At 29.9% G+C, this 26,291-nt stretch carries 36 protein-coding genes; 6 read left to right on the forward strand and 30 right to left on the reverse strand.

The genetic code is table 11. The features are described from left to right. Positions 1–9: 9 nt before the first annotated feature. From EW093_RS00950 to EW093_RS01010, 13 genes are all read right to left on the reverse strand, one after another. A complete protein-coding gene (locus tag EW093_RS00950) occupies positions 10–1,986 on the reverse strand; it encodes a hypothetical protein (protein WP_149566590.1) in 1,977 nt (658 codons plus the stop codon). A gap of 299 nt (positions 1,987–2,285) precedes the next feature. Continuing rightward, the gene (locus EW093_RS00955) at positions 2,286–2,675 is read right to left on the reverse strand and encodes a DUF6573 family protein (protein WP_149566591.1); all 390 of its coding nucleotides are present in this window, start codon (positions 2,673–2,675) and stop codon (positions 2,286–2,288) included. Continuing rightward, positions 2,668–2,859, reverse strand: a complete 192-nt coding sequence (locus tag EW093_RS00960) for a hypothetical protein (RefSeq protein ID WP_149566592.1) — start codon at positions 2,857–2,859, stop codon at positions 2,668–2,670. The genes EW093_RS00955 and EW093_RS00960 overlap by 8 nt, the downstream gene beginning before the upstream one ends. A 61-nt stretch (positions 2,860–2,920) precedes the next feature. After that, a complete protein-coding gene (locus EW093_RS00965; protein ID WP_149566593.1) occupies positions 2,921–3,139 on the reverse strand; it encodes a hypothetical protein in 219 nt (72 codons plus the stop codon). 11 nt (positions 3,140–3,150) lie between these two features. Continuing rightward, positions 3,151–4,056, reverse strand: coding sequence for an ArdC family protein (locus EW093_RS00970; protein ID WP_149566594.1), 906 nt, complete (start codon positions 4,054–4,056; stop codon positions 3,151–3,153). Continuing rightward, positions 4,053–4,949 carry a ParB/RepB/Spo0J family partition protein gene (locus tag EW093_RS00975; protein WP_149566595.1) on the reverse strand — a complete coding sequence of 299 codons (897 nt, stop codon included), beginning with the start codon at positions 4,947–4,949 and terminating at the stop codon, positions 4,053–4,055. Before EW093_RS00975 ends, EW093_RS00970 begins: the two co-directional genes overlap by 4 nt. Positions 4,950–5,020: 71 nt before the next feature. Continuing rightward, positions 5,021–5,944, reverse strand: a complete 924-nt coding sequence (locus EW093_RS00980) for an ATP-binding protein (protein WP_149566596.1) — start codon at positions 5,942–5,944, stop codon at positions 5,021–5,023. Beyond that, positions 5,937–6,242, reverse strand: coding sequence for a hypothetical protein (locus EW093_RS00985; protein ID WP_149566597.1), 306 nt, complete (start codon positions 6,240–6,242; stop codon positions 5,937–5,939). Before EW093_RS00985 ends, EW093_RS00980 begins: the two co-directional genes overlap by 8 nt. 10 nt (positions 6,243–6,252) lie before the next feature. Further along, on the reverse strand, positions 6,253–6,693 hold the full coding sequence (locus EW093_RS00990; protein ID WP_149566598.1) for a JAB domain-containing protein: 441 nt from the start codon (positions 6,691–6,693) through the stop codon (positions 6,253–6,255). Positions 6,694–6,848: 155 nt separating this feature from the next. Further along, complete coding sequence (locus EW093_RS00995; protein ID WP_149566599.1) at positions 6,849–7,295, reverse strand: JAB domain-containing protein; 447 nt, start codon at positions 7,293–7,295, stop codon at positions 6,849–6,851. Positions 7,296–7,409: 114 nt separating this feature from the next. Then, positions 7,410–7,823 (reverse strand): hypothetical protein, encoded by a 414-nt coding sequence (locus EW093_RS01000; protein WP_149566600.1) that lies wholly within the window; start codon positions 7,821–7,823, stop codon positions 7,410–7,412. Positions 7,824–8,252: 429 nt separating this feature from the next. Then, positions 8,253–9,452 carry an MBL fold metallo-hydrolase RNA specificity domain-containing protein gene (locus EW093_RS01005; protein WP_149566601.1) on the reverse strand — a complete coding sequence of 400 codons (1,200 nt, stop codon included), beginning with the start codon at positions 9,450–9,452 and terminating at the stop codon, positions 8,253–8,255. Positions 9,453–9,518: 66 nt separating this feature from the next. Then, complete coding sequence (locus tag EW093_RS01010; RefSeq protein WP_149566602.1) at positions 9,519–10,229, reverse strand: MBL fold metallo-hydrolase; 711 nt, start codon at positions 10,227–10,229, stop codon at positions 9,519–9,521. Positions 10,230–10,429: 200 nt separating this feature from the next. Between EW093_RS01010 and EW093_RS01015 the strand changes: the two genes are divergently transcribed. Further along, a complete protein-coding gene (locus EW093_RS01015) occupies positions 10,430–10,762 on the forward strand; it encodes a single-stranded DNA-binding protein (protein WP_149566603.1) in 333 nt (110 codons plus the stop codon). A gap of 93 nt (positions 10,763–10,855) precedes the next feature. Here EW093_RS01015 and EW093_RS01020 read toward each other — a convergent pair whose 3' ends face one another. The 12 genes from EW093_RS01020 to EW093_RS01070 form a co-directional block, all read right to left on the reverse strand. After that, positions 10,856–11,197, reverse strand: a complete 342-nt coding sequence (locus EW093_RS01020; RefSeq protein WP_149566604.1) for a type II toxin-antitoxin system PemK/MazF family toxin — start codon at positions 11,195–11,197, stop codon at positions 10,856–10,858. Continuing rightward, positions 11,184–11,426 carry a ChpI protein gene (locus EW093_RS01025; protein WP_149566605.1) on the reverse strand — a complete coding sequence of 81 codons (243 nt, stop codon included), beginning with the start codon at positions 11,424–11,426 and terminating at the stop codon, positions 11,184–11,186. Before EW093_RS01025 ends, EW093_RS01020 begins: the two co-directional genes overlap by 14 nt. Before the next feature lie 547 nt (positions 11,427–11,973). Beyond that, positions 11,974–12,471, reverse strand: a complete 498-nt coding sequence (locus tag EW093_RS01030; protein ID WP_149566606.1) for a hypothetical protein — start codon at positions 12,469–12,471, stop codon at positions 11,974–11,976. 1,067 nt (positions 12,472–13,538) lie between these two features. Beyond that, positions 13,539–14,354, reverse strand: a complete 816-nt coding sequence (locus EW093_RS01035; RefSeq protein WP_149566607.1) for a hypothetical protein — start codon at positions 14,352–14,354, stop codon at positions 13,539–13,541. A 158-nt stretch (positions 14,355–14,512) separates the two neighbouring features. After that, positions 14,513–15,037 (reverse strand): hypothetical protein, encoded by a 525-nt coding sequence (locus tag EW093_RS01040; RefSeq protein WP_149566608.1) that lies wholly within the window; start codon positions 15,035–15,037, stop codon positions 14,513–14,515. Positions 15,038–15,113: 76 nt separating this feature from the next. Further along, complete coding sequence (locus tag EW093_RS01045) at positions 15,114–16,619, reverse strand: hypothetical protein (RefSeq protein WP_149566609.1); 1,506 nt, start codon at positions 16,617–16,619, stop codon at positions 15,114–15,116. Positions 16,620–16,689: 70 nt separating this feature from the next. After that, the gene (locus EW093_RS01050) at positions 16,690–16,911 is read right to left on the reverse strand and encodes a helix-turn-helix domain-containing protein (RefSeq protein ID WP_149566610.1); all 222 of its coding nucleotides are present in this window, start codon (positions 16,909–16,911) and stop codon (positions 16,690–16,692) included. 877 nt (positions 16,912–17,788) lie between these two features. Next, entirely contained in the window at positions 17,789–18,535 is a 747-nt protein-coding gene (locus EW093_RS01055) for a metallophosphoesterase (RefSeq protein WP_149566611.1), read from the reverse strand. Further along, positions 18,535–18,699 carry a hypothetical protein gene (locus tag EW093_RS17210; protein ID WP_187759770.1) on the reverse strand — a complete coding sequence of 55 codons (165 nt, stop codon included), beginning with the start codon at positions 18,697–18,699 and terminating at the stop codon, positions 18,535–18,537. Before EW093_RS17210 ends, EW093_RS01055 begins: the two co-directional genes overlap by 1 nt. A gap of 65 nt (positions 18,700–18,764) precedes the next feature. Further along, entirely contained in the window at positions 18,765–19,067 is a 303-nt protein-coding gene (locus tag EW093_RS01060) for a nucleotidyltransferase domain-containing protein (RefSeq protein WP_149569548.1), read from the reverse strand. After that, positions 19,067–19,492: a nucleotidyltransferase substrate binding protein gene (locus tag EW093_RS01065; protein WP_223111629.1), complete on the reverse strand. Its 426-nt coding sequence runs from the start codon at positions 19,490–19,492 to the stop codon at positions 19,067–19,069. Before EW093_RS01065 ends, EW093_RS01060 begins: the two co-directional genes overlap by 1 nt. A 699-nt stretch (positions 19,493–20,191) precedes the next feature. Beyond that, positions 20,192–20,863 carry an Abi family protein gene (locus EW093_RS01070; RefSeq protein WP_149566612.1) on the reverse strand — a complete coding sequence of 224 codons (672 nt, stop codon included), beginning with the start codon at positions 20,861–20,863 and terminating at the stop codon, positions 20,192–20,194. A 720-nt stretch (positions 20,864–21,583) separates the two neighbouring features. On the opposite strand from EW093_RS01070, the gene EW093_RS01075 reads away from it, so the two are divergent. Next, a complete protein-coding gene (locus EW093_RS01075; RefSeq protein ID WP_149566613.1) occupies positions 21,584–22,294 on the forward strand; it encodes a class I SAM-dependent methyltransferase in 711 nt (236 codons plus the stop codon). A gap of 167 nt (positions 22,295–22,461) precedes the next feature. Here EW093_RS01075 and EW093_RS17985 read toward each other — a convergent pair whose 3' ends face one another. After that, positions 22,462–22,665 (reverse strand): transposase domain-containing protein, encoded by a 204-nt coding sequence (locus EW093_RS17985; RefSeq protein WP_149569550.1) that lies wholly within the window; start codon positions 22,663–22,665, stop codon positions 22,462–22,464. A 359-nt stretch (positions 22,666–23,024) separates the two neighbouring features. On the opposite strand from EW093_RS17985, the gene EW093_RS01090 reads away from it, so the two are divergent. Both EW093_RS01090 and EW093_RS01095 read left to right on the forward strand, forming a co-directional pair. Next, complete coding sequence (locus EW093_RS01090; protein ID WP_149566615.1) at positions 23,025–23,285, forward strand: type II toxin-antitoxin system Phd/YefM family antitoxin; 261 nt, start codon at positions 23,025–23,027, stop codon at positions 23,283–23,285. Beyond that, complete coding sequence (locus EW093_RS01095) at positions 23,278–23,595, forward strand: type II toxin-antitoxin system RelE/ParE family toxin (protein ID WP_187759771.1); 318 nt, start codon at positions 23,278–23,280, stop codon at positions 23,593–23,595. Before EW093_RS01090 ends, EW093_RS01095 begins: the two co-directional genes overlap by 8 nt. A gap of 90 nt (positions 23,596–23,685) precedes the next feature. Here the strand turns inward: EW093_RS01095 and EW093_RS01100 are convergent, their stop codons facing one another. Beyond that, complete coding sequence (locus tag EW093_RS01100; RefSeq protein WP_149566617.1) at positions 23,686–24,432, reverse strand: metallophosphoesterase; 747 nt, start codon at positions 24,430–24,432, stop codon at positions 23,686–23,688. Positions 24,433–24,535: 103 nt separating this feature from the next. Here EW093_RS01100 and EW093_RS01105 point away from each other — a divergent pair, with 103 nt between their 5' ends. Together EW093_RS01105 and EW093_RS01110 are read left to right on the forward strand one after the other, a co-directional pair. Beyond that, complete coding sequence (locus EW093_RS01105; RefSeq protein WP_149566618.1) at positions 24,536–24,871, forward strand: nucleotidyltransferase domain-containing protein; 336 nt, start codon at positions 24,536–24,538, stop codon at positions 24,869–24,871. After that, positions 24,864–25,196 carry a HEPN domain-containing protein gene (locus EW093_RS01110; protein WP_149566619.1) on the forward strand — a complete coding sequence of 111 codons (333 nt, stop codon included), beginning with the start codon at positions 24,864–24,866 and terminating at the stop codon, positions 25,194–25,196. Before EW093_RS01105 ends, EW093_RS01110 begins: the two co-directional genes overlap by 8 nt. A 32-nt stretch (positions 25,197–25,228) precedes the next feature. Here the strand turns inward: EW093_RS01110 and EW093_RS17215 are convergent, their stop codons facing one another. The 3 genes from EW093_RS17215 to EW093_RS01115 all read right to left on the reverse strand — a co-directional run bounded on the left by EW093_RS17215 (position 25,229) and on the right by EW093_RS01115 (position 26,289). After that, positions 25,229–25,393 (reverse strand): hypothetical protein, encoded by a 165-nt coding sequence (locus EW093_RS17215; RefSeq protein ID WP_187759772.1) that lies wholly within the window; start codon positions 25,391–25,393, stop codon positions 25,229–25,231. Next, positions 25,372–25,443, reverse strand: coding sequence for a hypothetical protein (locus tag EW093_RS17990; protein ID WP_425473393.1), 72 nt, complete (start codon positions 25,441–25,443; stop codon positions 25,372–25,374). The genes EW093_RS17215 and EW093_RS17990 overlap by 22 nt, the downstream gene beginning before the upstream one ends. 351 nt (positions 25,444–25,794) lie before the next feature. Beyond that, positions 25,795–26,289 carry a hypothetical protein gene (locus EW093_RS01115; RefSeq protein WP_149566620.1) on the reverse strand — a complete coding sequence of 165 codons (495 nt, stop codon included), beginning with the start codon at positions 26,287–26,289 and terminating at the stop codon, positions 25,795–25,797. Positions 26,290–26,291: the final 2 nt, after the last annotated feature.

A 26,291-nucleotide genomic window follows, 5' to 3' on the forward strand; every position in this document is an offset into this window, starting at 1 on the left:
TTATATTAACTATAAACTGTAAGACAAAAATTGCTTATGTGCTTCTTTTAACTCAGCTGATGTCTCTAATAATGTAATTATACTTGAGTTCTTAGCTGTTACACCGAACCTATTTTTTAGATCAATTTCTAAACAATACCATACTTTTTCACCTAAATCTTCCAAATCTTTAGTAAACTGTATAATGGAATTTTCTGCTATGTACTCTAAGTATGATTTAAAATGAGAATGTAGACTATTGTCTAGTTCTCTTTGTCCTACACGATACGATGAGATTAAAGAATGTGAAGCCATAAGTAAAACCGCACCTCCTATTACTCCAGCTAAGACACTAGCAGAAATACCAGCGAAACCAGCACCTGCTAATTCAGCTGTAGTAGCAGCAGCACCACCAGCACCAAATAATATTTTAGTCACATTTCCAGCCCCTTCACCTATGGGGGTTAAATTAAATAATGCTTCTCCTAAGGAGACTGTTTCTTTTTGTTCTTTTGATTTTTTATCTTTCGATTCTATTTCTACTTTAAAGTTATTTAAAATTGTTTTGGTATTTTTTAGTTTATCTGAAATGGATTCCGTCATTTCATTTACAGATTTACTTTTACCAGCAGGGATTTTTTTATCAAAGTCATCAGATAAAGAATTTATAAATATCCCAGCTATAAAAGTTTGTAATACACTCGCACTATCAAAATTATTATCAGTTAATTCAGAATTCTCTAATTGATTGACAAGTACTTGTAAGGTTTCTTCATAAATAATATTCAAAAAATCAGCATCTAAAAAAGATTTTTTTAATTTTATAGCTAAATCACGAAGTTTTTTTCCTTCAGGTGTGTTTTTTGAAAAAAATAAATCGATTTGATTTTTTGCTCCACCGGTTATATTTTTAGAAATTTCATCATCTAGAGTTTCAATTAAATCATCTCTCAATTTGTATATAGACTTTGAAAATGTTTTAATCATATGTTTCGATAAATATGAGAATTGTTGATTATATTGCTTCTCTAAATGACCAATAACTTCTAACTGCGTATGAGAAGTATTTTCAATTTTTATTTCTGATATAGCTTTATCTATTTTTCTAATCACAGTTCGGGTATCTTTAGCAATCTTTTTCATTCCAGGAAACATTATTGCAGATTTAGTCATCTTCTCTACAGCCCAAACAAATAAGTCATCATGAGAATGATCTCCTTTATTACTTTCTAAATCATTAGAAATCATAAAAATCTCTGAACCGTAATCTTCTAATTTAGCATAAAAGTCAGATTTTTTATCATCAGATAAAACATCAACAAAAGTGCCTACAAATGCTGTTTTAGAATTAGGGACTTTATATTCTGAACGCCAGTTATCAATAGTATTAAGCCCTATTTGCGCTGCTCTCGAATGTGTTGTAGCTATGATAACAACATCACTATTAGCAATTGCTACCTCTATAGAACTATTGAAACTAGCACTTTCTTGTATTCCAGGCAATACAACAACTGGAGACATCTGTTCTAACTTCTTTGAACCATAAATATTCCATATAGCAAAAAGATCATATTTATTATTATTGATTACTCGTTCCCGAGCTTCATCATAACTTAAAGATTCTTCAATAATATGCCCTTTATTTGATGAAAATATTTTAACTAGTTCCTCACTTTTAGAGGCTACATTCTTTAATAATATAGGAATATGTTCGCAACTACCCCTACCAGAGACTAATTCAGCTTCTTTTGGAATCTCAAACATGATATTAGCTAAAGTACTTTTACCAACCCCTTGTAACCCTGCAATTGTACAAACAGAATCCTCAGTAAACATTGAAGCAAACTGATATGATAAATGTATTTGTTGTAAATCTTCACGTATATCATCTGCATCTTCAATAGGGAGATCGGATGAAGCTAAGGCTTTGTGTAGTTTTTGTATACCTTTTCCTAAAGGTCTAATATAGTTAAATGCTTGCTCTCTAGATATTATTTGTTTTTCCATAAAAAATCCTATTTATACTTATTTTTTAATTATTCTTATATTATATGTTTATTGGATATTTTAATACATTTTTTATATAATTTACAATCATAATCAAATAAAATTGTCTTAGTCAAACTCCTTTAAGTTATACTGTTGAAAATTGAAGTGATTTATAATAAAAAATAAAGCGAAGCTTTAAACCTTGGATTAGGGATACGTAGGGTTGCTACGCAAAACCAAAGGTTCGAAGGGAAGCGGAGCCCGGAAAAGCCCGACCGGGTTTACCCGGGAATCCCCAAACTTCACTTCTAACAATACTAATCCTCATGAGGAAACATAATTGTCAACACAGGATCAACAGTATCCCCAGGACCAATAACAGCTTTAATCTTAACTGTCATTGATCCATCTTTACTGGCAAATACTACATTTATAAAGACTGTATCACTTTTAGCACTCTTACTTGCATAATGTAAATGCATTAAGATATCCCAGATCCTCCCGGAACTGCTCTGACCCTGGTTTTTACTCCATTGATCAGGTTCAATCCAACTATTATATAAAGTATCAGTAACAGCTACTGGTACTTTAAATCCTGCTTCTTTTGCAATATCTGATATATCTATTAGAACCCCATCAGCTATAGCCATTGCTCTTGTATATGAAAATATATTATTTCCAAAGAACTCTCTTAAATCATCACTCATCTTTCCCCCCGGAACCATCTACAATTTCTAACCGTTTAATCTCTTTATCAACCTTAATTGCTAAATTATAAGTTTTAGACTCTTTCCCTTCCTGATAACTCCAATACTTTCTGTTAGTTATCTGATTAAGAACTTCCAGGCAATCTTTGAATAAATCTATTGAATCTTTATTAATATCACTCATTTTAATTTCCCTTATTTGTAACATAGATAAATCCCTGGGCTTAATTGCCCAGGAACATCTTTTATTCTTTTGGTATAGCTGATAACCCTTCATCCAAAACATCCATAGCCTTCTGTACCACATTCTTTAAGTGCTCGTTTTCAACTAAGACATCCTTGTTAATATCCTCTACCCTTAATTTCTCCAGCCAATTTACATACTCTGCAAAACTAGCTCCTTCAACATCCTTGTCTGTTTCAGCCTTAAATTGCATTCGTAATTTGTATTGTCTTATATCCATTACATCCCCCACTACGAAGCTGTTTTAATGGATTCTGGTTTTACATCAGAATGATCCATTACAAACTTATAGGCTTTCTCTGCTTTAGATGTGGCAGTAGTAAATAACCTGCTGTTTTCAGATATCTTCTTATACCAGGAATCAATATAGGCTGAATTATTATCAACAACTTCATTAATTATCCCGGCCTCATAGGATAGATAAGCACTACCTATCTCAGCTATTAACTCTTCAACAGCCCGGAACTCAATTGAATCCTCATTTGTTAATCTATCTAACCTAGACTTGTGCCCTGTTGAATGAATCAGTTCATGGAACCATGTAGAGTAAAATTCTTCTACTGTTTCAAATTGGCCTTTAGGTGGAAGTTTAATAACATCAAACATTCTGTAGTAAGCAGGATTGCTGAAAACATTAATCTGGATATCAGGCATCTCTTTGTAATTCCTTAAAAGATTTTCAGCCCTCTCAAGTGGAGAGAATTCCTTCTGTTCAATCTCCTTAGATTGTAACAACTCGATTTCTTTTTTAGATAACTTAATATCTTCACACTGATCAAGGTTAAATACAGTAAAATACCGGAGTACAAACCGGGACTTCTTTTTATCTTTCTCCTTATCTTCTTCATCAACCTTAGCATCAATCATTTTAAAGAAGACAACTGGAAACCCCTTCTCGCGTTTCTTAATGTAGCCACCTCTCTCCTCAGCTTGTTTGTATGTCAGGAAGAACGGATTTTCGGTGTACTTCATTGCAAGGCAACTTAATATTATTTGATTTATACCGCTGTAGACTTTACCAGTTGTTAGACTAATTGGAGGAAGTCCCTGTTTTGATTTCCATAATTTCTTCCATGGAACGACACCTTCTTTTAATTTATCTAGGATTATTTTATTAAGCATATCGTAAACACTCATAGCACTTTACCTCCATCCATTAGACTTTGTGCATACTCTTTTAGTAGTGATCCCTCTGGTAAGATTTCACTAACAGCTAAGAGCCTCTCCTTAAATGGAAAGAAATTACCCATTTCAACATCTAAATCTTCACCCCATTGATCAAGCTTTTTCTGGATAACAGATGCCTCTATCTCAACATAGTCCGTACTATTGTTAGATTTAGAATTACCTTTCCCCCTACCCGGAACCTTAAAATCATCCTTAACTTTATTGGCTATTCGGGGCTTTTCATTAGACTTATCTGAGTGTTGTTTCTCCTTATTCAGTAAGGACTTATATGCACCGTTAATCGTTAACATCCCGGAACAAACAGACTCCTTAGTCTTATCTGAACCTCTAGTAATTACAGTGATATATTTCTGGGCAGTCCCGACTGATACTGATAAGATCTCAGCTAACTCATTTTTCTTTCTACCGGTCTTCTTTACACCGTGACCAACGTTGTTCACATAGGTTTCTGAAAACATGAACCTATCAGCGTCTGTTAAGTTTCTTCTTTTAAATTGAAGACCGTAGGCATAGACAAGTGCAGCATCAACATCTGGAAATGATTCATATATAACCACTACTTCTTTTAGACCAGCATTTTTTGCTGCTTCACATCTGGTATGACCATCGATTAAAACATTGGTCTCCTTCCAGATAATTACTGGTTGTGAAACATCAAACCCATTAGTTACCATATCTTCAGTAATGGATTTTAATGTCTCAGGATTAATTGGAAACAAGTCAACAAACGGTGTACCTGTTTTAATTTCTTCTAAACTTATTGTCTCGTACCCATTATTTTTTAATTTAATAGGCTTGAAAGACGGTTTTATCTTTTCTTTTAAGATTGATATAGCATTCATATCATCCTCCTGTTTGAGATTTTTTATTTTTATGTATTTGATTTCTATTGGGTAAGAACTACCCGGAACTATTAAACGACTTTGACTTCTATACTTGCTATGACACTTAAAACATGCTCATTCATTTCTAGAACTTTGTTTCCAGTTGTATCATTTTTTATTTGGTCAATTATCCATTGAAAATGAGTATTACTGAAAAGATCCTTGCTCTCTTTCATTAACTTATTAAGTTCATGATGGGCATCACTTGTTATAGGAAATAAGTGTTCTTTAGGATCATGACCAACGTTGTTCACGGCTTTTAGTTTTATTGGTTTAAGTTCTTGATGAACCCCTTCAGATAACCAATCTTTTAAAGCTTTACCAAAATCTTCTCCAGGTCTATCAATTATTTCATCCTGATATTTACCAGTTCGATCCTTAATAACCTGACCTATGTGGTCTGTAGATATCTGCATAAGTAAATCAAACTCGTATTCGATACCTTTACCCTGGGAAGGGGCAAGGCTTACCCGAACCGGTTTAACTTTACCATTACCATCTCTCTCTGTTGTCCATTCAGTCTTTGCCCTCATTGTGGCAATAATATGACCATCAAAGTTCAAGATTGCATTTATTAAAGCAGTCTGTTTTGGTGTTCCCTCACTCCATGCGCTCCAGGTGTTACCTTTGTATTTAGATTTTGCAATTCTATCCACTTCTTCTAGTAGTTCCTGCCAACCGTGGGATAGTGAATCAAGAATTAATACATTGTAGTTCCGGGCTTCATGAATCAGCTTAATATAGTTCTCAATTGTGGGTTTTGGTAGCTCTGCAACGTCGAAATTGAACCTATCAGCGTACTTACTGGCACTGCCCTTCTCACTGTCAATTACTGCTATATTACCGCCTATTCCAGTGGCTATTCTTAAAGCTGTAAATGTCTTTCCACCACCGGATGGTCCAAACAGTGCTAATCTTAATTTACTTTGTTTCTTTGATGCTCTATTAAACATTTGCAACTCCTTTAAAATCTTCTTCTATACATACAAAAACCTTTTTAATATTATTTTCATTACTCAAGGCATCATCACCGGCTTCAATGGAAACTGTTTTTACTACCCAAGATAAATGACTTTTAGATAGTAGAGATAAGTTTAACTGTATCTCATACACAAAATTCATCCCTTTATTTGGAATGATCATTAATCTAATAAAATACTGATCTCCACTATCTTTCACAATTTTAATTGAGGTCTTTGGAGAATATAATTTTGTCAGCAGATTAAAGATTGTAACTTTATTTATTTTCATATTACCTCCCTTAATAGTTATCTCTATTAGGTTCTAGGTAACGACTATCACCTTCAGCGAAACTGTAATAATCCTTAGTCCCTATAATCATGTGATCTAATACTTTGATACCTAATATATCCCCTGCATTAACAAGCCTCTTTGTCACAAGTTTATCCTCCTCACTTGGTTCAATATTACCGCTTGGGTGGTTATGAACTAAAATTATAGAAGCTGAGTTGTCAGCAATAGCAGGTCTAAACACCTCTCTAGGATGGATAAGGGTTCTATTCAAAATTCCAATAGTTATTAAACGAACACTTATAACTTCATGGGCTCCATTTAATGTTGCTACAATAAAATGTTCTTTCTCCAGGTCACGATACCTTTTTAGGCATGGCAATAAATCCGTGGGGTAAGACACCTTAACTTCGTACTTTTCTGTTCTTTCACTAATGATTTGATATTTCATTCTCTACACTCCTGTATTTATAAATAAAATAAGCAGGCCAACGACCTGCTTTAATGACAAATATTACTTTCTTAAATCTTTGTTTTTAAATTCTTTTACATTCATTTTTTTAAATGGGTTATTACTTGTTTTATTAATTGGTTATACTTTGTTAATTAAACCATTTTGTATGGCCACACATCATCTTTACTTAGAGTAGATAGATTATTTTCTGCATAACTGAAATAACCAGTTCCTGAAACTAGGAGATGATCTAGAACCTCTATCTTTAAAAATTTCCATTTCATTACTAAGTCTTCAACTATCTTTATATTTTCAATTGAAGGCTTTGATATTTTGGATTTCCGATTATGGATTGTGACTATAGATGATGATTTTGATAATAAAGCTAGGTTAAATATTATATGTGGTAGTTCCGGGTCTAGTTCTTTAACATCCATAATATGTATTTTCTGTAGATAACTTGCTCCATCTAATAATAGGACAAAAAGGGTATTTTTCTTTTCGTCAATAAACTCTTTTACAACGTCAAAAACTTCTCTTGGATGTCCAATCCTTAAGTCTTCATCTGATTTACGGTCTATAACTATTTGATATTTCATTTTTATTATTCCTTTTAGGGTTATAAATAAAAGAAGCAGACCAATGGCCTGCTTTAAACGCGTTATTATTAGTTCCGGGTATGGGTTTTTACTTGAGGTTTTGTTTAGTAGATTTTATTCTTCTGTAGCCTGGTATATTTCAGTATACCTGCCATCTACACAATGGAGTGCTGTCCAAACCGGGACAGAGTTCTTCCCACCTTCTGTTATGATTTTATCAAAAGCCTTTTTATACTCACTCCCAAGATTGGTACTTTTGGGTCTTACATTATATGCTAAAGATATATAGGCTGCTTTATCTACAGAACTTAGAACTCCTATTTTATTCAGTTGGCTTTTAAAGCTATCAAGTCCTTTAAATGGAAACAGATGAAGATTACTAAGTTTCATCTGATCATTTAGTATTGCTACAAAAAGTGTGTCTGCTTCACTGATTATTAAACTCTTTAATATTGAGTTAAACCGGTATGAGTTTCGTAACTCAAAATCTGTATTTGTTTCTACATGTTTTATTATCCAGTATTTCATTTTCCTTAACCTTTTTCATCGGGACATAGTCTATGCTCCTAGTAATATTGTTTTTTAAATAACTCCCAAGGGCATTAAACCCCTGGGTTATAAATAACAAGAGCAGGCCAAATAGGCCTGCTCTAGATCTCTTTCCGGTTTTCTATCCGGTTAGGCCTGGTCGGCCTCAATTTTTCTACTCTTAGAAATCCTACCTACGCAATAATGATTTTAATTAAAGCCATTATTGCAGTAAATAAAGATCCTCCTCCACCTGAACTTTCGATAATTCTCTTCATAACCGTTCTCCTTTTAGTTAATTGGTCACATGAATAATATATAAGTTGAAATGGATCTGGTGCGATTATTAGGATTGTTGTGGAGGGATTTGTTTATGATGCATAAAGAAAAAGACCTTAATAGAAAATACTGCCATTAAGGTCTTTTTTATTACATGACTAATGCAAGAATTATCTCGATATAAGTTGTATCTGTACCGACAGGGAATGATATTGTTTTACTTTCCCAATTGATATGCATGTTTGCATCAATAGCATCTTCCATGATTATTAATGATTGATTCTCTACAAAATCTTCCCATTTTCTATCAGATAAATTATACCACTTTTTAGAATCATTTTTCATAGGGATAATTGTTTTTGAAGCATCTGGATTAAATGTACAATTTTTTTCATCAATTAAATGTGCAAGTTCTTTTCTGGAATCATTATCTCCATGGTTTAAGAAAACCTGTATCTCTTCTTTTCTTGGTTCTTTTGGATTATTATATATAAAATCCAATAAAGCATCCTTATCAGCATGACCTGAATAATATGCACTCATATTTATAATCTTAGATTTAACATCAGATAATCTACAATCCATATTATTGAACCTTGTATTATGCTTCATATCATTTTCATAAGTATCTAGGTTTGATAAATAATATCCATTAGTGTCTTTTGCCTGATATCCTGTAATAAGAACTGTTGAATCTTCTCTAGTCAAATTTTTATTTAGAATATCAACAATAGCGCCATCATTACACATGCCTGAAGAACCTAAAACAATGGTCTTATGACAAGGGTTATTAGTGTATGAAATTCCACCATTTGTTACACGTATAATATGGTCTTTAATCTCAAGGTGTTTCTTTTTAACTTTATTAGTTTTTTTCTTATAAGATTTATTACTTTCGAGAACTTCACCTACCGTAAAAATATTTTCAATAAGGTCATCATAACTATCAAAACCCTCAAAATCTAAAGTTGAAAATATTGAATCATTTCCATATAAATATTTCTTAGAATTATTTTTGAATTTATATTCTAATAGGCCTTTTTTATATATAGGAATCAGTTTCTCAATTAAAGGAGATGTAATAAAAACTTGTAATTTTATAGGTATGACAATTTCTGATAATAATTCTATAATTATTTGAGAATCGTCATAATCTCTTACATAGCTATAATACTCACCATTTATTAATTTAAATGACTGATCTTTCTCTTCAAGTAAATCGATTAAATATTTAGGGAAATTATCATTATTGATAAATGTGCGTACTTCATCTTCTGATACTTTAAAATAATATTCCTTAAAGTTTAAGAGATAAAATAAATCAAATAAAATTTCTTGGGCTCTATGCAATGAAAAACTAGGAATAATTAAATTTTTACCTACATTGAATGATTCTTCAATTATTGAATTTAATTTCTATAATCGTTGTTTATAATTAAAACATTCCCTTTTTCTAGCGCCATAGGTTGATTCTAAAACAATGAAGTCATTTCCTCTTCCATTATGCGGATATTGATTATCTTTTATTAATAACGATTGCTCATTTTGTAATGTTGATGCTCCAATATCCCCTGAAAATACAATTGTCTTTTTTTCAAAATCTGCTTCTTGCCAAATAAACCCAACTGAGACAGCACCTAAGATATGAGAAGATCTGAGGAAATAAAAGAAAAAATCTTTACCTATAGAAATATGTTGACCCCAACTAAACTTAGAATCTAAATCGACACAGTTAAATTTGATCTGATCTACATCAGAAATTTTGTATAGTTCACCATTAGAGATATTAGCACTATCTAGTAGTATTTCTCTAGCACAATCAGCCGTCATAGAAGTACAATATACTTCCCCTGTATAACCATATTTATAAAGAAGAGGTATTGCTCCACAATGGTCTAAATGTGCATGTGTTAAAATTACCTTGGAAATATTTTTTGCATCAAATGGTAAGTTTTTCAGATTTTGAGCACCTTCTCCCTGATACATTCCACAATCAACTAAAACTGTTTGTTTATTTTCTCCATTTATATATTCTAACATTGAACATGAACCTGTAACTGTCTCAACACCTCCTATAAATCTAACTTTCATTTTCCGAATTTGTAAATCGTTGTTTTCTAATAGCATTTTATCCTCTTTTTTAAAAAATTTTCAAATATCTTATTGCAAAAACCATGCCAAAATTATTGTTAGGTATTTATCGTATAATAAAAGTCTTGTAGGTTTAATAAATCATTGTATTGGTAAATATAACTAATTCTTTTAGTATCGAACTACCACTTCATTTATATATTATCTCCCTGAATACAAATCTAAGGAGAAATAAGATGAATAGTTTAAACTCAGTATTATTAGAAGGGTTCCTTATTGGCGATCCAATTGAAGGAAGAACAGAGCAAGATGAAATGGAATGTACTTTCAATATTTCATCAGAACGATACTACAAAAAAGATGAAGAAATAGTAAAAGAAATGACAACTGTGAGTGTTAAAGTCTACTCGATTTTAGCAGATAGCTGTGCTAGGCATCTACAAAAAGGTAGAGGTGTAAGAGTGGTTGGTAGGCTTAAGCAAGTTTTTGATGAAGATGAGAGCAAAACATCTCAGGTATTAATCCAAGCAGAACACGTTGAGTTTAAACCCATTGTGGTTGCAGGATAAGGTTTATTGAAAAGCACCATAAAAAAATAGTTCATCTGTATGGGTGGATTATTTTTTATAATATCTGAAATATTATTAACAGTGTTGCTCAATTTATTGAATATTGAAAATAAGTTTTAACCCAAAATCAACTTCATGCATTGTTCTTGGTGGTAGAGTACTAACTTTTTCTATTAGCCTTCTTTTGTCTATTGTTGAGATTTGGGAAATATTAATTACTCCATTCTTAGGTAATCCAGATTCTTCAGGTTCTAAAAATATATTTCCAGGTGCATCTGCAAGATTAAGATTTGTAGTTACAGAAGATACTATTATTGTTTGAATATTACTTCTATTAAATGAATCATCTTGTATTATGACAACAGGTCTTTTAAATCCTGGTTCGCTTCCAAATGGAATTCCCAAGTCAGCCCACCAAACTTCACCACGAATCATATTCAGTTGCCTTTCTTAATGATTCAAGCCCTAATTCATTTGTATCTTCAATGTTATTTTCCTTAGAGAATAAGCAATTTAGCTTTTCTGTAATTCGATCTTTACTATGATGCTCAATAAATTCTTTTATTGCTAATACGTATAACTGGCTTCTGGCTAATCCAAGCTCTTTTGCAGTTATCTCAGCATCATTGTAAACGTTATCAGGTATTGAAATTGCAGTTTTCATATTTTAAGTATAACAATAGTATAACAATAAATCAATGTTCAACTAATCATAGCAGATAATTTAATGGATAAAGAGTAAAATTTGTTTAAGAAGACCAACTGTTATTTAACCTCTTAAACTATAGATAAATTTCCTGCTTAATTATTGTATAGACCGTCTGCATATAGCAGCTAAAAACTACAAAAAGACTCATTTAAATTGCTTTATAACTCCCTGAAACCTAGATAAAAGATATTTTACTTCTGTATTACTGATTTAAAACGAGCATACCAAATGGCCTGCCCAAGAACTATTCCGGATATATCCCGGTACAACTAAATTAATATACTAATACCTGAAAGAATCTTCTAAAATATAAAAATCTCTTACCCCATTAAACTATCTCTGTTTTTACTGTTAAGTAGTTTTCATAGTCCTCTAAATAGTCTTTTGCATCATAAAATTGATGAAAATAAGGGTTTAATTTCTAGTTTAGAACGATTTATTAGGTATTAGCTGGTATGTATCTCTTCTAGTCTTACAGCCCTTTTATAAAGTGTCATTAACTTTACTCTGAATCTAATGATATTTTAGCAATAGCAATATCTTCATACAGATCCATGGATTTTTGTATGTACTGATTATATACAAGTGTTTTGTAAGCCCAGTTGGGACTGTATAGCTTTAATGATTTAATTTTATTGGTAATGCTGTATAATTCTACAAGTAAGCTAGTGAGTTTTTCAGAGCCTAATTTTTTCTGGTATTCAAATTTAAGGATAATATCAAATGAACTGTTAATAGAAAACATAGAATGTATTAAGTGGAAATCTTCATGTCGTTTCATTTCATTTATTATTGTGCTGATATAGGTAAAGTTACTCATAGCTATAAAATTACAAACAATATCCAAGTTAAACGATCTTTCACACTCTTCAATCACCCTATACAAATAAATTTTATTTCTACCAGTAAAGAATTGGTAAGAAGCTTCAAACCTGGTAAATAAAGTTCTATCAATAAGATGTTTTTCTTGCATTGCTCTGTCTAATTCTAAATATACCATACAAGTCCTCTTTATTATGTGTTGACAGTTTTTTGTTCTAATAAGCCAATAAATTAATTAAACAGAGTTATTGGCTATTATCAGCTTTAAAAGGATTTAAATATGGTTTTCTTGCATCTAATCAGGAAATGATATTATACCCAGATAAAAAGCTTAATATGGGTTAATTATCCGCTATAAAAGTTAATATAATCGGTTACCGAAGATAAATTAGAGTAATTACCATAGACATAATATTTTATAGTGTAAAGTTGTTAAATACCAGTTAATTACAAGGAGAACACCAACTAAGTTTATGTATGATGTTAAATTATCAGTATTAAGTTTATTAAAACTAATACCAGGTAGTGTTACCCTACCCAGTGATTAAATTTGATTTATAAAACTATTTCTTGATATGTAAAAATACGATGTACTAAATAAGGATTATGAAATGAGTAAAGTCACCTTTAGAGTTTTCACGATTGTATATTATCATAGGTAAAAATGGATAGTTTGAATGATGATTTTGAAATAGGATGATAATTATGGTTTTTAGACCATAAAAGATTGTAGTTCTTTTAAGTACTCGGGTTATAGGGATAGTACTCGTTAAATCTATTGTTATGGAGCTTTGTACAATGTTTTTAGAGAGAGAAAAGAATGATATTGGTGATTATGGAATTAAGTATTAGTTTTTGTATAATGTGACCTTGGTATTGGATTAGAAGTTTAGGTCCATCTTTTCTAAAGGCAGTAGATGAGTAAGGAATATGTTAGTTATAGCTTTATTACTGGTCTTGATTACTGGTTAATAGAAAATACCTAAGCAGTGAACTGAAATAGATTCACTGCTTAGGTATTTATAATGATTTACTACTAGGTTGATAATTACATCTATTGCTGGTAGATAACATTGACTGATAAGAGAGTTGTTCAATAAGAGTTACTGGGATATTGAACAACTCTCTTATCAGTCAATATACTTCGTATAGGACTAACCACTGTTAGTTATATAAACTGTTGTCCTAACAGTGGTTAGTCCTGTTTCTACGTTATATTAATAAAAGAATATATTTATAGGCTCTTTACATTTTAGGCTGACTCTTAATATTTATAAGTTCCTGTGTGGACATGGAATTCTGATTACATTCTAGTAAAATATTATAAAGAAATGGATGCAGGAATTTACAAATTTCAGCATTAATTGGCCACAAAGAATGAGGCTTTAAAACCTCTTTTGTATAGTTGATAAGTAATGGTCTTATATGACTGCAAAATCCGACAGGAAGCTTGTCCAGGTCATTAATATGAATTTCTTTAATGTATTTCCTTTTTAATCTAAATTCAAACCTAGTGATTCTAATAGGACTGCCAATACGATCGCCTCTATCATAAATACAAATAAATGAATCCTGCTGGTCAGCTTTTTCTCCATTTTTTCGATAAGTAACATTATAATCTGTAGAATATATTGAATTCGGTTTATCCTTATAAAATTGTACATGTTTTAAACTACCATTAAAATTATCAATATAGTAAGGGAATTTAGGATGATAAGTATCAAAAGCTAATTCTACAAGCTTTAATTCTGAGTAAACCAAGATTTCATCATATGGTATTGACCTTGAGAAAAGAGGATATTTATCATACATATTTTCATTTATAGCATTAAAAATACTGTTAATAATGCTTATATCATATTTAATTGTAGTATCATGAAAATGGACTCTTTTATGTAAACCGCTTATAAATGTGATTTTATCGTGTGTCTCATAATATTTTATATTATCCCAATTAATCCATTCATTGGGAACCTTTAAAACAATTTGGTCTATAATACAAGGTTTTCTGGCTTCGATAATAAAATTTTTTCTACAAACTTCCCTTTCTTCATGTGTCATTTAAATCTTCCTTCTTACACCATTCGTAGCCAGTGAAACCACCAGTCTAAATATTAAAAACATTCAGGAAGACATTATCACTCCTGAATGTTTTTTATAATTATTTTGCAAAATTTTTTCTAATATTTGACAAATATTAGAAAATATTTACAAAAATCTCAAACATTTTGAATAAGTTTTATACTTATTCCACTCTCAGTATTCTTAGTAATAGTAAGGTCATAGTTTTCTAACATATTCTTACTTATTCCTACAGAAAATTTGTTTTCGACAATTTTCTGAGTTAACAACACAATAAACTCCTTATACTCATCATTAACTATCAGATTGTGATGGTAAAGTTTACTAAATAATTTTATATAGACTTCTAAAATATTCAAATCATTTATTTTATCATTTTTAAAAATTTGAAGTTGTAAATTATATGAATCTTCAAATTTACGTCGTTTTGTAAAACTCAAATTTTTGTAGCATTTATAAATGGACAAACAGCCCACCCTTACTTTATCCAGTTCTTCATTTTCAGCCATAACTAGAATTTTTTTTAAATATGAGAATTTCGATGAATTTAATTGTAGCTTCTCCTTTAGTTGGATCTGCTGAATTTTAGGTAAATTTATTATATTTTTACCATTTTTCTCAAAAAACTTATCTAAATATAAAATAATCTGTTGATCTGTCACTATTTCTCCTTTTTTAACATCAAAAAATACATCTACCCCTTACTGAGTAAGGGCTAGATGCACCATTTAGTAATATTTATTCATCAAATGTATATTTAGACTTAATTTCGCCACTAAATGAAGTGAGTCCATGGGTTAAGAAATCAACACCTTTAATCATTATGCCTGAATAACATGCTTCTTTTGTGTAAGAAATAGTGGTTTTATGAACAAATTCATGTTGTTCAGCTATTTCACTGAAACGTTTAAAAAACTTCATTTGAGTTACTTCTTCTTCGTACTTTAATAATCTCAAATATTCTAAAAAATAAAGATAAAGATCACGAGATTTCCATTTATAGAAAGAAGATTGAATAGAACTAACGATAATTTTATCCTTCCAAAACATTGAAATAGGATCTTTTTGTTGAAGTAAATATTTAGCAAAATCTTGCTTAAATTCATTATGAATTGGCATTTTTTTCTCAAAATAATTTTTGGCATATTTCATAGAATACGATAGTATAAAAGTAAAGATCTGATTAGCCGTAGTTTCTTCTTTTAATTTATTTAAAAAATTCAGATCTTGTTTGTCATTAGGAATAGGATTCATAAACTCCATAACTACAAATCTACTCAATTGACTATCATCCGTAGTATTTGACACTTTTGGCAAATAATTTGAAGAAACTACTATTTTACATTTTGGATGATAATAAATATTGTCTGAATGAGATTTCTTAAAAGATGCACCATCATTCCCTGTAAGTATTTTAAATATAGATGCGTCTAATACATCATGTGGGTCTGGTTCTGAAGAAATTAATAGTCTTTTTTTTCTTTGATCAACAAGTTCAGGTCTAACATTAGGATCACCAGTTCTTTTATACATCAAACCTTTTATGGGTAATATTCCATAATAGCTACCAAGAAGATATCCTAAAAATTCAAGAAATGTGGATTTAGATGTATTAGATTTTCCTAATAAGAAAAAGATATACTTCTGATATGTACAACCTGTGAATAAGTAGCCTAATATTTCCAAAAAGTTTTCTACTTTTGAATCTATATCTAATTCACTATTACCCCATACTGTAATATTTTGTTCTGTTATTTGATTTTTAATCCAATTTATAAATATTTCAGGTCTTTCATTATATCCGGGAATGAAATTGGCAGTTGTAATATTAAAAAAATAATCTTCCTTGGTTTGTTTTCTTATTTCACCAGTTATATAACAATAGATGCCATTTTTAGTATTAAGTTTAAACGGATCATTATCAAATAATTCCTCTTTGATTTCTTTTAAATTCAAAATATACTCTTTAACAACACTACTTAGCACTTGATGTTTAAAGTTTAACGATGTGGTAAATTGTTTAAAAAGCCCTTTCGAAAATTGGTTTGCAATACCTGATTTTAGAGCTAGATCAATTATTATACTGCATTCATTTTTTAATCTAGTCAGGTTTGCATCTAATACATAATGCTCACTAGTAAAATAAGCATATACACTACGCATTTCAGTTTCTTTTACAAGAACATAATATATCTTAGCTCTCAAAGAATCAGTTATAAAATCTACAAACTCCAGTGCTGTCATAATGTAAACTCCACACTAATAATCTTTCCAGATCCTTTTAGTAATTTATTTAAAGAGGTAATAACAATCATTAGTTTACCTCTTTTATAGATCTTGAGATTTGATTTATTGTATGAGTGGAGACTCTATTTTTTATAATAAAATCATCTAAATCGCTTTTTAAGAATAAGAGTTTACCAGTATGTTTTAATTTTGGAATTATCCCTTGACTGGAATATTTATAGATACAATGTATACTTAAGTTTCCTAAGTATTTTGCGGCTTCTTTTGCGTTTAATATATTATCTGTCATACATGACTCCTTGATGTCTTCAATATTTTTGCATTAACCTCAAGCCATTTCATTTGGGATATATTATCTTTTTGATATACCTTACAAATTGAATGAATTTTGAGATAATTGCTAAAAGAAGTAAACTTCTTTTAAATTATTGAATTACATCAAGATACCATCTTACATTCACTTACATATGAAACACTAAAACCTTAGTAGAAGTGTACGTTCACCAACTTGTCATTTCTTTGACTATGATGTTCGCCTAGATATAATGATACAATTAAAGAAACAATAAGTTATAATCCATAAACTTAAAGTTATTTTTTCTTAGTATACAATACTAAATATGGTGCTTTATTGTTTTCCTCCTTAAAAAGCTACCAGGATATTTTTTAATGGATTGAAAAAGAAAATTTGTTTTCTTATATTTTCTAGTTCACTATCTTTTTTTCAGTTACATAAACAGAAAATAATCGTTAATTAACGATTATAGAATAGCACGTTAAGTACTATAGAATGACCAATAAAGGACATTGCTTAATATAAAAAAAAAATAAAAGATTGTCTACTAAAATTTAAAATTTACAAATATACATCAATAATATCCTTGGATGCTTCTCTTAGAAGAAATTGCATACTCATGAGATAAATGTTATTTCATTTAGATTTATTATAGACTTTCTTGATTTAATATATTGTTGTCTCTACAAAACTATTAGAAAATTATATGTGCAAATTTATTAAACTACAAATTTGTTAAAGATTTTTTTTATTTCTGAACACTAAACCTATTCTAATTAGGACAACAGGTAATTTTTTTAGCTACTTTCATGAACAAAGAAAATATTTACACCTAGAAACTCACTGGAGAGATAGGAGATTAAAGCAAAAATTATATTTCAATTATAAGATCATCAATATATCCATTAGAATTCTCATGGGGATATCCACAGGGGTTACATAAAATTCTTGTTTTCCCTACATAACAATCAATGGCATCATGGACATGACCATGAACCCAAAGATTAGGTTCTTTATTAATAATTAAATCTTCTAGGTTTGAAGCAAATCCTGTTGATAGAAGGCTATCTTTAAATCTTGTGGCTATTGAATGAATAGTAGGAGCATGATGTGTTATTACAATATTTTTATCAGTTTTACTCTCTGTTAAACTCTTATTAAGCCATTTTTTTGTTTGATGATGTATCTGTCTTGTTATATCTGCTCTTAATTTAGAGGAGTTTGTATCTAACCTTATACAGTGGTAGTCATTCATACATCTCTCACACTCAAATTGGGCAATGCTTGAATTATTAAAAAGTTCAAAATCTGTCCATAGAGTTGCACAGTGAAAGGTAATATTATTAATTGTAATACTCTCATTCTCTAATACGTGTATATTAGATTCTTTTGCTATTTCCTTACATTTATCTAGAAGACTCGGAAAATAATTGTTATAATATTCATGATTACCCATTACGTATATTACAGGAATATTAGTTACTTTATTCTTAATCCATTCGACACCTTTAGTTCCTGAGTAAATATCTCCTGCAAGGATTAATAGATCACAATTTGAGAATTCATATTCCCTATAATCAAATTCTAGATGTAGGTCACTTAAGATTTGTATCTTCATTATTTTATTAATAACTCAGTATCTTTATTTGCTCCAGTATATATAAAACCAGACTCGTTATTTTTACTATAAATAGTTATACCTACAGCTTCCCCTTCATATGCAGTAACTTCAGCATCTTTTGGGAACTTTTTTAACTCTTTAATTAGCTCTTCTACAGTCATGATGAGTATTATAACATAAATAATTGAAAAAAGTATTGAATTGATCTGATAGATTGAAAGCTATATTATTTTTTGTATAATACTATACCAACCCTATCTATATGATCGATAAGCTCTTGATTTTTTAGGTCATTATATGATTGAAGATCAACACTATACAAAATATCGCTATCATCTAGGTCGAGTAATATTTTTGAAATAATATGCCTTGAAATTATTCCTTTTACTACGAGGTCAATATCACTCCTAGATGTATAGTTGCCCTTAGCTCTAGAACCGTATAATATAACATCATCAATTTCCGGATATTTTGAAAAAGCTTCTACTAATATATTAATCGTAGCAACGGATAGACCTGTATCTTTCATCAAAGAGTTTCTTCTAATAACCACATATAAAGTTTATCTAAAATTGTTAAATACTCTGATTGTGTAGTCATTATTATTTTTTCAAACTTATTTTCGTCATATGTATGACTCATTAGATTTCTATCTCCAATCATATTAAACCATACTTCAAGATTATCTATGTACTTAGATTCATAAGCTTTCCTAATAACTGCTTTTGGAGATATTATATCGAATATAATACCATCATATTCCATTCGATCTTTTAGAACTTTCCATGCTAATTCAAATGTGTATTCGAACCTTTGAATTACCCCTTCTTTTTCAAGCTGATTTAGTTTTGAGATATCCCCATCTAATGCATCTCTTAATAGTAAGAATGCTCTTTTAAAATTTGAAAACCTCTGTTTCCACCTTACATCTTCTTCCATATAAATATAATACATTTATAATAGTAATTTTTAAAGTAACTATTTTAGCTACGTTATTATAAACTTGGACTTTTACTAATTACGTATTGCTACAGGTGGAGGGTGAACTTGAATTGTGACCAAAATTGTGACCAAAAAAAATACAAAACCGTACAAAAGCAGATAAAACTAAATAAAACAAATTGTTTTAATTCCTTTCAATATATAAAGATATACAAAAGCTTACAAAACCGTACAAACAGAATAATCAGGTTCGATTCCCTCCACCTCCAAAAACAAGACTCTTGTAATTCTATATACAGAAAGGAATTACAGGAGTTTTTCTTTTTATAAATATTCTCATATAGCCAAAACGAATAGAATATGATTGCTGTAAAGGCATTTAAAGTACTCTTGAAGCCTATAAAAGATACTATTTCTTAATGTTACCCTCCACCCGTATTTAGTAGAAAATAGTAAAGAATTTACTCTAAAACAAATATTTCGTTCTTTACTTAATAAACAAATTATTTATCAAACGTTGAGAAATTATGTTATAAGTTCAAAGTAACTACCGTCTAAATCCATATTCTGGATTAATTGTATTATTCTTTAGTCCCATGGATTTTATTGGAGTATTGGGAAAGTCTTTTAACAAAGCGTTTAGCTTTTTAATAAATTCATCATACTCATCTAATGGTTTTAAAAGTTCTCCAATAATATCTAAGATTATAATTATTTTTTTCTTTGCTTAGTATCATATGTTTTTTGCATATTATTAGTAATTGAAGGCTTTATTGTTAAAGAAGAGTTCCAAAGTCTACCATGATGGGCACAAATATTTCGTACTGTAGTAATAGATTGAATCCAGGACTCTAATAAAAAAGGTTTTATTTCAAAGTAATTTGCAATGTCTTTTTTTATATCCTTATTTTCTAAAGATTTATATATTTTAGACCAACTCCCAAAAGAAATTATTTCAATTAACATCCACGATGCAGGTAATGTAGGTTCGGAATATTTGCGTAAATAACTTTTTATAAATATCTCATTACTTCTATTTATCTCCCTTTCAACATCTGAAAGAAATTTATCATGTTTGAATTGTGCATTAACATGTTTCTTAGATAATGGCCAATGAGAGTCTTTACTATTTAAAGACATGTGTAAGTTGAGTTGAGTCCTGAATGCTACTTCAATATGTGTTATAGCATCAAATAATATTGTTCTTAGTTTATCATCAAAGTTATATAGATCAACTACATTTTCAAAACTTGTTTCAGGTTTATATCTATGAGTTCTTTTTCTATTTTCAAATTTTTCAAAATGAAGAGCATAACCTACAAATCGATAATAGCTTACTTTGTTTAGAAAGTTTATAGCAAAAGATTTATCATGTATGATCATACCTCTAGATTCTAATATATTCAGTTGATCTTGTATGTTCGTTGGAGGGGAAGTATATTTAATTGTTGCCCTCCTAATTTAGATAGTTATAAAAAAAGAAGACCCGTTCTGGTCCGCATCGTAGAGAGGCGCAACGGGTACTGTTAATATAATCTTAATATGGTGTATTAAAAATAACAACTGTTTTGAGTAGATATTTTATATAATATGAAATTTAATCATTCTACAAACAATCATAAAATACATCTAATGTAGCCAATATTGTAGCAAAAATCATACAAACTGGTACAAAACCAAGATCACCTAACCTGCCACTGTGTATAAAGTTATACTAAAACAAGTGGAAATGGCAAGCAGTTTTACTCTGTTTGAGGTGCGGACTCTTTTTGAGACTATTATATTAAAAATATCCTAGATTTATCCTATTTTCAACTATACTGGATATAAAAAGAGTTAGGGATGCTAGAGCTAATTACTAATAACTAATTCTCCTGTGCTATTATGTAGTACATTGTTTCCTTGTAGACCAGTTTGATATCAGTTATAACACAAATGTAGGTGATAACTAGGGGGATAAAATGAATATGAGAATTGAGGAAGCCTATAGTTAATATTACACAAATACTATATGTTTTCATCAAAAATAGTAACATTTATCACAGATACACCTCTGCAAAAAATAGTATTGTTGAAGTATTCTTATATTACTAAGGGGATTGTATGTTTTATAAATCAATATCAAAAGTTTATGATGATATTTTTCCACAAAATAAGTCGCAACTAGATTTTATAAATAATCTGCAACCAATTTCAAAACATGAAGTTATACTGGATATTGGATGTGCAACTGGAAATTTAACAGATCTTATTTCAAAATGCACAAAAAATGTAATAGGAATAGATCTTGATTCAGACCTACTGAAAGTTGCTAAAAGCAAGTATCACAAACTTAGTTTTATAGAAGGAAATATGATGGATATTGACAAGATATTCACACACGAATATTTTGACAGAATTATTTCTTTTGGTAATACATTAGTACATCTACCCAACAGGAATAATGTTAAGTCTTTCTTCCACAGAGTTTATAATACTTTAAAAAAAGATGGATTATTTATAGTTCAGATAATAAATTATAATAGAATTATTAAAAATGGAATAAATGAACTTCCTATAATTGATAATGACTCAATAACCTTTATTAGAGATTATAGAATTCACAATGGTTGGATAGATTTTAATACAAAACTAAAAATTAAGGAAAATGGAGAAATATTAGAGAACTCAATTCCACTACTTCCATTAACGGAAGAAGAAATAAGAAATTTGATAGAAATAACAGGTTTCAGAAATCTTAAGTTTTATGGAAATCTAAAAGGTGATTCTTTAACAGATAATTCAATACCTTTGTTATTCAGTTGTATTAAGTAACTATTAGCTACAGAGAAAATATCCCCAATTAATATAATGTGTAAATAAGAATGACAAGAAATGTTAGAGGAATATTAAAAGAAGCCCCTCAAAACTTTTTAAATGTAACATAGAAATAATAGTAATATTTAGATTGGTTTATGGGTATCCGTCATTTTCTTGGGCAGTTAAAGCATAATCTTATTAACTTCTACCGAATCACAATTCCAAGGGGTGAGATGTTCCATCGATTCACCTTCTGAAAGTAAAACTACATTTTCAAAAAGCCACTTTAAATACGCGTATGGATTTAACCCATTAAGTTTAGCAGTTTCAATTATAGAGTAGAAAAAACATAGAGAGTCTGCAAAAATGAATAATTTATCAGTTATTGATTATTTTAATTATATCCTTAGAAAGATCCCATATTGTGAGATTAAGGAAGATTATCAAAAATTATTACCTTTTAATTTATCAGCAGAAGAATTGAAAGCTGTGTAGGTGGTATTAATAACCGTTTACATAAATCTGTACCTAGTTATTATGTTTACTTAACTCCTCTTCTATTAGAGAAGCTAGAGTATAGGTTTTAGACTCCTTACCAGAAAGTTTACTCCAGTAGGTTCTGTTGAGAATCTGATTTAAAACCTCCAGACAATCATTTAATAGTTCTCTTATGAAGCTTACCAATATTGTTCATATTTATATACTATGTCATAATTATAGCATAATAATGTAATGGAGATATAAAGTGCCACAAATAATACCAATTAAGGATCTTCGGAATACAACAGAAATTTCTCGTAAATGTCATGAAACCAATGAACCAATATTTGTAACAAAAAATGGATATGGAGATATGGTTCTAATGAGTATGGCAACATATGAAAGGGATATAGCTAGAACTGAATTATTATATAAAATTGCTGAAGGTGAAGAAGATCTTAAGAACGGAAATGTAATTGAAGCTGAATCAGCGCTAAAAGATCTTAGGAAAGAGTTCTTTGACTAACCAATATAAAATAAATCTTACTCAAAAAGCTTATGGAGATCTTAGAGATATTTATAGCTACATTAAAGAAGAGCTGCATACTAAGAGTTCCGCTTTGAAAGTTATAGATGAAATTGAGAATCGAATAATGCTTTTAAAGGATTATCCTGAAATAGGTACTTTTGTTAAAGATGAAGTTCTACTTAAAAAAGGATATAGAAAGCTAATTGTTAATAACTATATAGCACTTTATCTTATCGATGATAATAGAAAGATTGTTAACATAATTAGAGTTGTATATGGGAAAAGAGACTATCTAGAATTAGTCTAAAACTATAACTTGGGTCATAGGCTATGTTCCAATTTATATAAAAACAATAAAGCAAAGGTTTAAGTTTATATGTCTACCTACAAAACTTAATTAAATATCAATTATCAACTGTTCTTTAAATCCATTATCAATCTCATGGGGATAGCCATTAGGGTTACATAAGACCCTAGTTTTACCTACAACACAGTCAACAACATCATGCACATGACCATGAACCCATAAATCTGGGTTATAATTGTGTATAATATTTTCTAAGTTTGATGTGAACCCTGGTGTTATAGGACTCTCTTTATATCTAGGTGCAATTGATTTAAAAGTAGGTGCATGGTGAGTAACTATAATATTTTTATCTGTTTTGCTATTATTTAAGCTTTTAGCTAACCACTTAATTGATTGTATATGAATCTCTTTTGTTATTGCTGCTTTAAACTTTGCATAGTTCTCATCTAACCTTATTAAACGGGAGTCATTCATATTACGATCGCATTCAAACTGAGCTATTTCAGGGTTTCCAAATAGGTTAAAATCTGTCCACAATGTTGCACCATGAAAAGTTATGTTTTGGATTGTTATACTATCGTTCTCTAATAGATGAATGTTGGAACCCTTAGCTATACCCCTACACTTATTTAATAGACTTGGATAACAATAGCCATAATATTCATGATTACCCATGACATAGATAACAGGAATGTCTGATACTTGTTGTTGTATCCATTCTAGTCCCTTGGTTCCAGTATGGATATCTCCTGCAAGGATTAATAGGTCACATTTAGTGAAGTTATAATCTCTATAATCAAACTCTAAATGTAGATCACTTAATATTTGAATTTTCATAACTCTTTAATTAGCTCTTCTACAGTCATGATATTATTCTAGCACAAATAGTGATAAATAGAACTTAATTGACCTGTTAGATTGAAACATCTATTAATAAAAGATGAGATTAAAGGATACACCGCAGCAGTTTCGTGCAGATATTAGGTGTGCCATAGATTATCTTAACTCAATAGGCATTAGAGAAGTATATCTATTTGGTTCTAGAGCCAGAGGAACAAATAGAGATGATAGTGACTACGATATATTTATTCTAAAAAGCGGAATAGAAAATGAAAGAGTCGTAACAAGAGCTGTTAATAAAGCCTTATTTAGGGGTCATATTTATGATGAGATTGATTTAATCGCAGCAAATCCTGAAAAATTTGAAAAACATAAAGATAACAGATATTTAGTCTACAAAGATATAAACGATCAAGGTGTATCTATATATGGATGATAGTTTAGATCCTAAAGTCTGGATAAATAGAGCCAAAGGGAACCTACTCAGGGCTAAATTACCTATGGAAGATGGTATGTATTACGAAGACTTTTGCTTTGATTGCCAACAATGTGCTGAAAAAGCATTAAAAGGTTTAATTGTTCATTTAGGATTAACTCCACCCAAGACACATTACTTTGGTAAGTTATTTGAAGAGATATCCAAAAGATTAGTTCTTCCAGATTGGTGTGAGGATGTTTTTGAACTAAATGATTACGCAGTAATAACTAGATACCCTGATGATTTTGTAGAAGTAACTAAAGAAGAGTACATCAGAGCCTAAGAGATAGCTGTAAGAATATCCACATCACCGTACTAATCTATTATTTTTAATGCTTTTATTCGGTCCTTTATTAGTGCCTTAGCTTTTGTTTTCATTTCAACTGGCATAAAACTATTATCTACAATATTAATTATTTCATTTTCTTTCTTAAAATAATTTTCTAATATACTTTTTATTACTGGTTTCCTAAGTTCCACTCCCTGTTATGTGCTGTAAAAGACCAAGGTAAATAGTGATCTATGGAGATATTATTTTTATCTAACCTAAAAAATTATATGTTACATAGTCCTTAATTATCTTAATATATATTTTAATAACAATAAAGCGAAGCTTTAAACATTGGGATAAGGTGATGTAGAACTCATTTTAGTAAAGACAGCAGACTTTCCATCATTTGGAAAACTTGATCAGGATTATGTTGATACAGTTGATTATAGTAAGCCCGGCATCATATCAGGGGAATCCCCCCATTTAATTCATTGTTCATTTTCTTAGAGTTATTCCTTCTTACTTTACTGACCAAAATAAGAACTGAACAGGTAGAGAATAATTTCGCTACATCATTATCTTTTATCTTATAATTCGAAAACTATAAAAACTATGGGTTAGTTTCTAAGACCTCTTCTACAATTTTATATTTACTTATAATAATTGGATATTCTGAAGCTAATCTTTCTAAAACTAATCTTTTATTGTCCTTATATTTCGATTTGACTCTTGGATTTAAATAAGGATCTCCAGATGTATCCAAATATAAATCTCCAATATAATTTATTTTGCCGGCTTCAATTTTGAAATACTTCCTTTCTAAGTTTAATGTACGAGGAGGATAATATAAAGTATTATATGTATACTCTCCTTCTTCTAATGTCATCATAATAATATCCCAAGGATTTTTTATTTTTTTTATTATCCCAGAAGCAAATAAAGCATCTCTTTTAAAAATATTAATACCCCAACCAGGTTCATCAACATGAATACTACATATTAAAATACCTTTATTTTCCTCTAAAACAGTATCAGTTCTTACATAATTCACGGTTGTACATGAAAATAAAGATAAGATACTAACGATTATCAATAAATATTTCATTC

The sequence above is a fragment of the Thiospirochaeta perfilievii genome (genome assembly GCF_008329945.1).
GTDB lineage: Bacteria > Spirochaetota > Spirochaetia > DSM-2461 > DSM-2461 > Thiospirochaeta > Thiospirochaeta perfilievii.

Bases quoted from the DNA above. Each gene is read 5' to 3' on its own strand.
- EW093_RS00950 (WP_149566590.1), bottom strand. From the start codon at position 1,986: ATGGAAAAACAAATAATATCTAGAGAGCAAGCATTTAACTATATTAGA.
- EW093_RS00955 (WP_149566591.1), bottom strand. From the start codon at position 2,675: ATGAGTGATGATTTAAGAGAGTTCTTTGGAAATAATATATTTTCATAT.
- EW093_RS00960 (WP_149566592.1), bottom strand. From the start codon at position 2,859: ATGAGTGATATTAATAAAGATTCAATAGATTTATTCAAAGATTGCCTG.
- EW093_RS00965 (WP_149566593.1), bottom strand. From the start codon at position 3,139: ATGGATATAAGACAATACAAATTACGAATGCAATTTAAGGCTGAAACA.
- EW093_RS00970 (WP_149566594.1), bottom strand. From the start codon at position 4,056: ATGAGTGTTTACGATATGCTTAATAAAATAATCCTAGATAAATTAAAA.
- EW093_RS00975 (WP_149566595.1), bottom strand. From the start codon at position 4,949: ATGAATGCTATATCAATCTTAAAAGAAAAGATAAAACCGTCTTTCAAG.
- EW093_RS00980 (WP_149566596.1), bottom strand. From the start codon at position 5,944: ATGTTTAATAGAGCATCAAAGAAACAAAGTAAATTAAGATTAGCACTG.
- EW093_RS00985 (WP_149566597.1), bottom strand. From the start codon at position 6,242: ATGAAAATAAATAAAGTTACAATCTTTAATCTGCTGACAAAATTATAT.
- EW093_RS00990 (WP_149566598.1), bottom strand. From the start codon at position 6,693: ATGAAATATCAAATCATTAGTGAAAGAACAGAAAAGTACGAAGTTAAG.
- EW093_RS00995 (WP_149566599.1), bottom strand. From the start codon at position 7,295: ATGAAATATCAAATAGTTATAGACCGTAAATCAGATGAAGACTTAAGG.
- EW093_RS01000 (WP_149566600.1), bottom strand. From the start codon at position 7,823: ATGAAATACTGGATAATAAAACATGTAGAAACAAATACAGATTTTGAG.
- EW093_RS01010 (WP_149566602.1), bottom strand. From the start codon at position 10,229: ATGCTATTAGAAAACAACGATTTACAAATTCGGAAAATGAAAGTTAGA.
- EW093_RS01015 (WP_149566603.1), top strand. From the start codon at position 10,430: ATGAATAGTTTAAACTCAGTATTATTAGAAGGGTTCCTTATTGGCGAT.
- EW093_RS01020 (WP_149566604.1), bottom strand. From the start codon at position 11,197: ATGATTCGTGGTGAAGTTTGGTGGGCTGACTTGGGAATTCCATTTGGA.
- EW093_RS01025 (WP_149566605.1), bottom strand. From the start codon at position 11,426: ATGAAAACTGCAATTTCAATACCTGATAACGTTTACAATGATGCTGAG.
- EW093_RS01030 (WP_149566606.1), bottom strand. From the start codon at position 12,471: ATGGTATATTTAGAATTAGACAGAGCAATGCAAGAAAAACATCTTATT.
- EW093_RS01035 (WP_149566607.1), bottom strand. From the start codon at position 14,354: ATGACACATGAAGAAAGGGAAGTTTGTAGAAAAAATTTTATTATCGAA.
- EW093_RS01045 (WP_149566609.1), bottom strand. From the start codon at position 16,619: ATGACAGCACTGGAGTTTGTAGATTTTATAACTGATTCTTTGAGAGCT.
- EW093_RS01050 (WP_149566610.1), bottom strand. From the start codon at position 16,911: ATGACAGATAATATATTAAACGCAAAAGAAGCCGCAAAATACTTAGGA.
- EW093_RS01055 (WP_149566611.1), bottom strand. From the start codon at position 18,535: ATGAAGATACAAATCTTAAGTGACCTACATCTAGAATTTGATTATAGG.
- EW093_RS17210 (WP_187759770.1), bottom strand. From the start codon at position 18,699: ATGACTGTAGAAGAGCTAATTAAAGAGTTAAAAAAGTTCCCAAAAGAT.
- EW093_RS01060 (WP_149569548.1), bottom strand. From the start codon at position 19,067: ATGAAAGATACAGGTCTATCCGTTGCTACGATTAATATATTAGTAGAA.
- EW093_RS01065 (WP_223111629.1), bottom strand. From the start codon at position 19,492: ATGTATTATATTTATATGGAAGAAGATGTAAGGTGGAAACAGAGGTTT.
- EW093_RS01070 (WP_149566612.1), bottom strand. From the start codon at position 20,863: ATGATCATACATGATAAATCTTTTGCTATAAACTTTCTAAACAAAGTA.
- EW093_RS01075 (WP_149566613.1), top strand. From the start codon at position 21,584: ATGTTTTATAAATCAATATCAAAAGTTTATGATGATATTTTTCCACAA.
- EW093_RS01100 (WP_149566617.1), bottom strand. From the start codon at position 24,432: ATGAAAATTCAAATATTAAGTGATCTACATTTAGAGTTTGATTATAGA.
- EW093_RS01105 (WP_149566618.1), top strand. From the start codon at position 24,536: ATGAGATTAAAGGATACACCGCAGCAGTTTCGTGCAGATATTAGGTGT.
- EW093_RS01110 (WP_149566619.1), top strand. From the start codon at position 24,864: ATGGATGATAGTTTAGATCCTAAAGTCTGGATAAATAGAGCCAAAGGG.
- EW093_RS01115 (WP_149566620.1), bottom strand. From the start codon at position 26,289: ATGAAATATTTATTGATAATCGTTAGTATCTTATCTTTATTTTCATGT.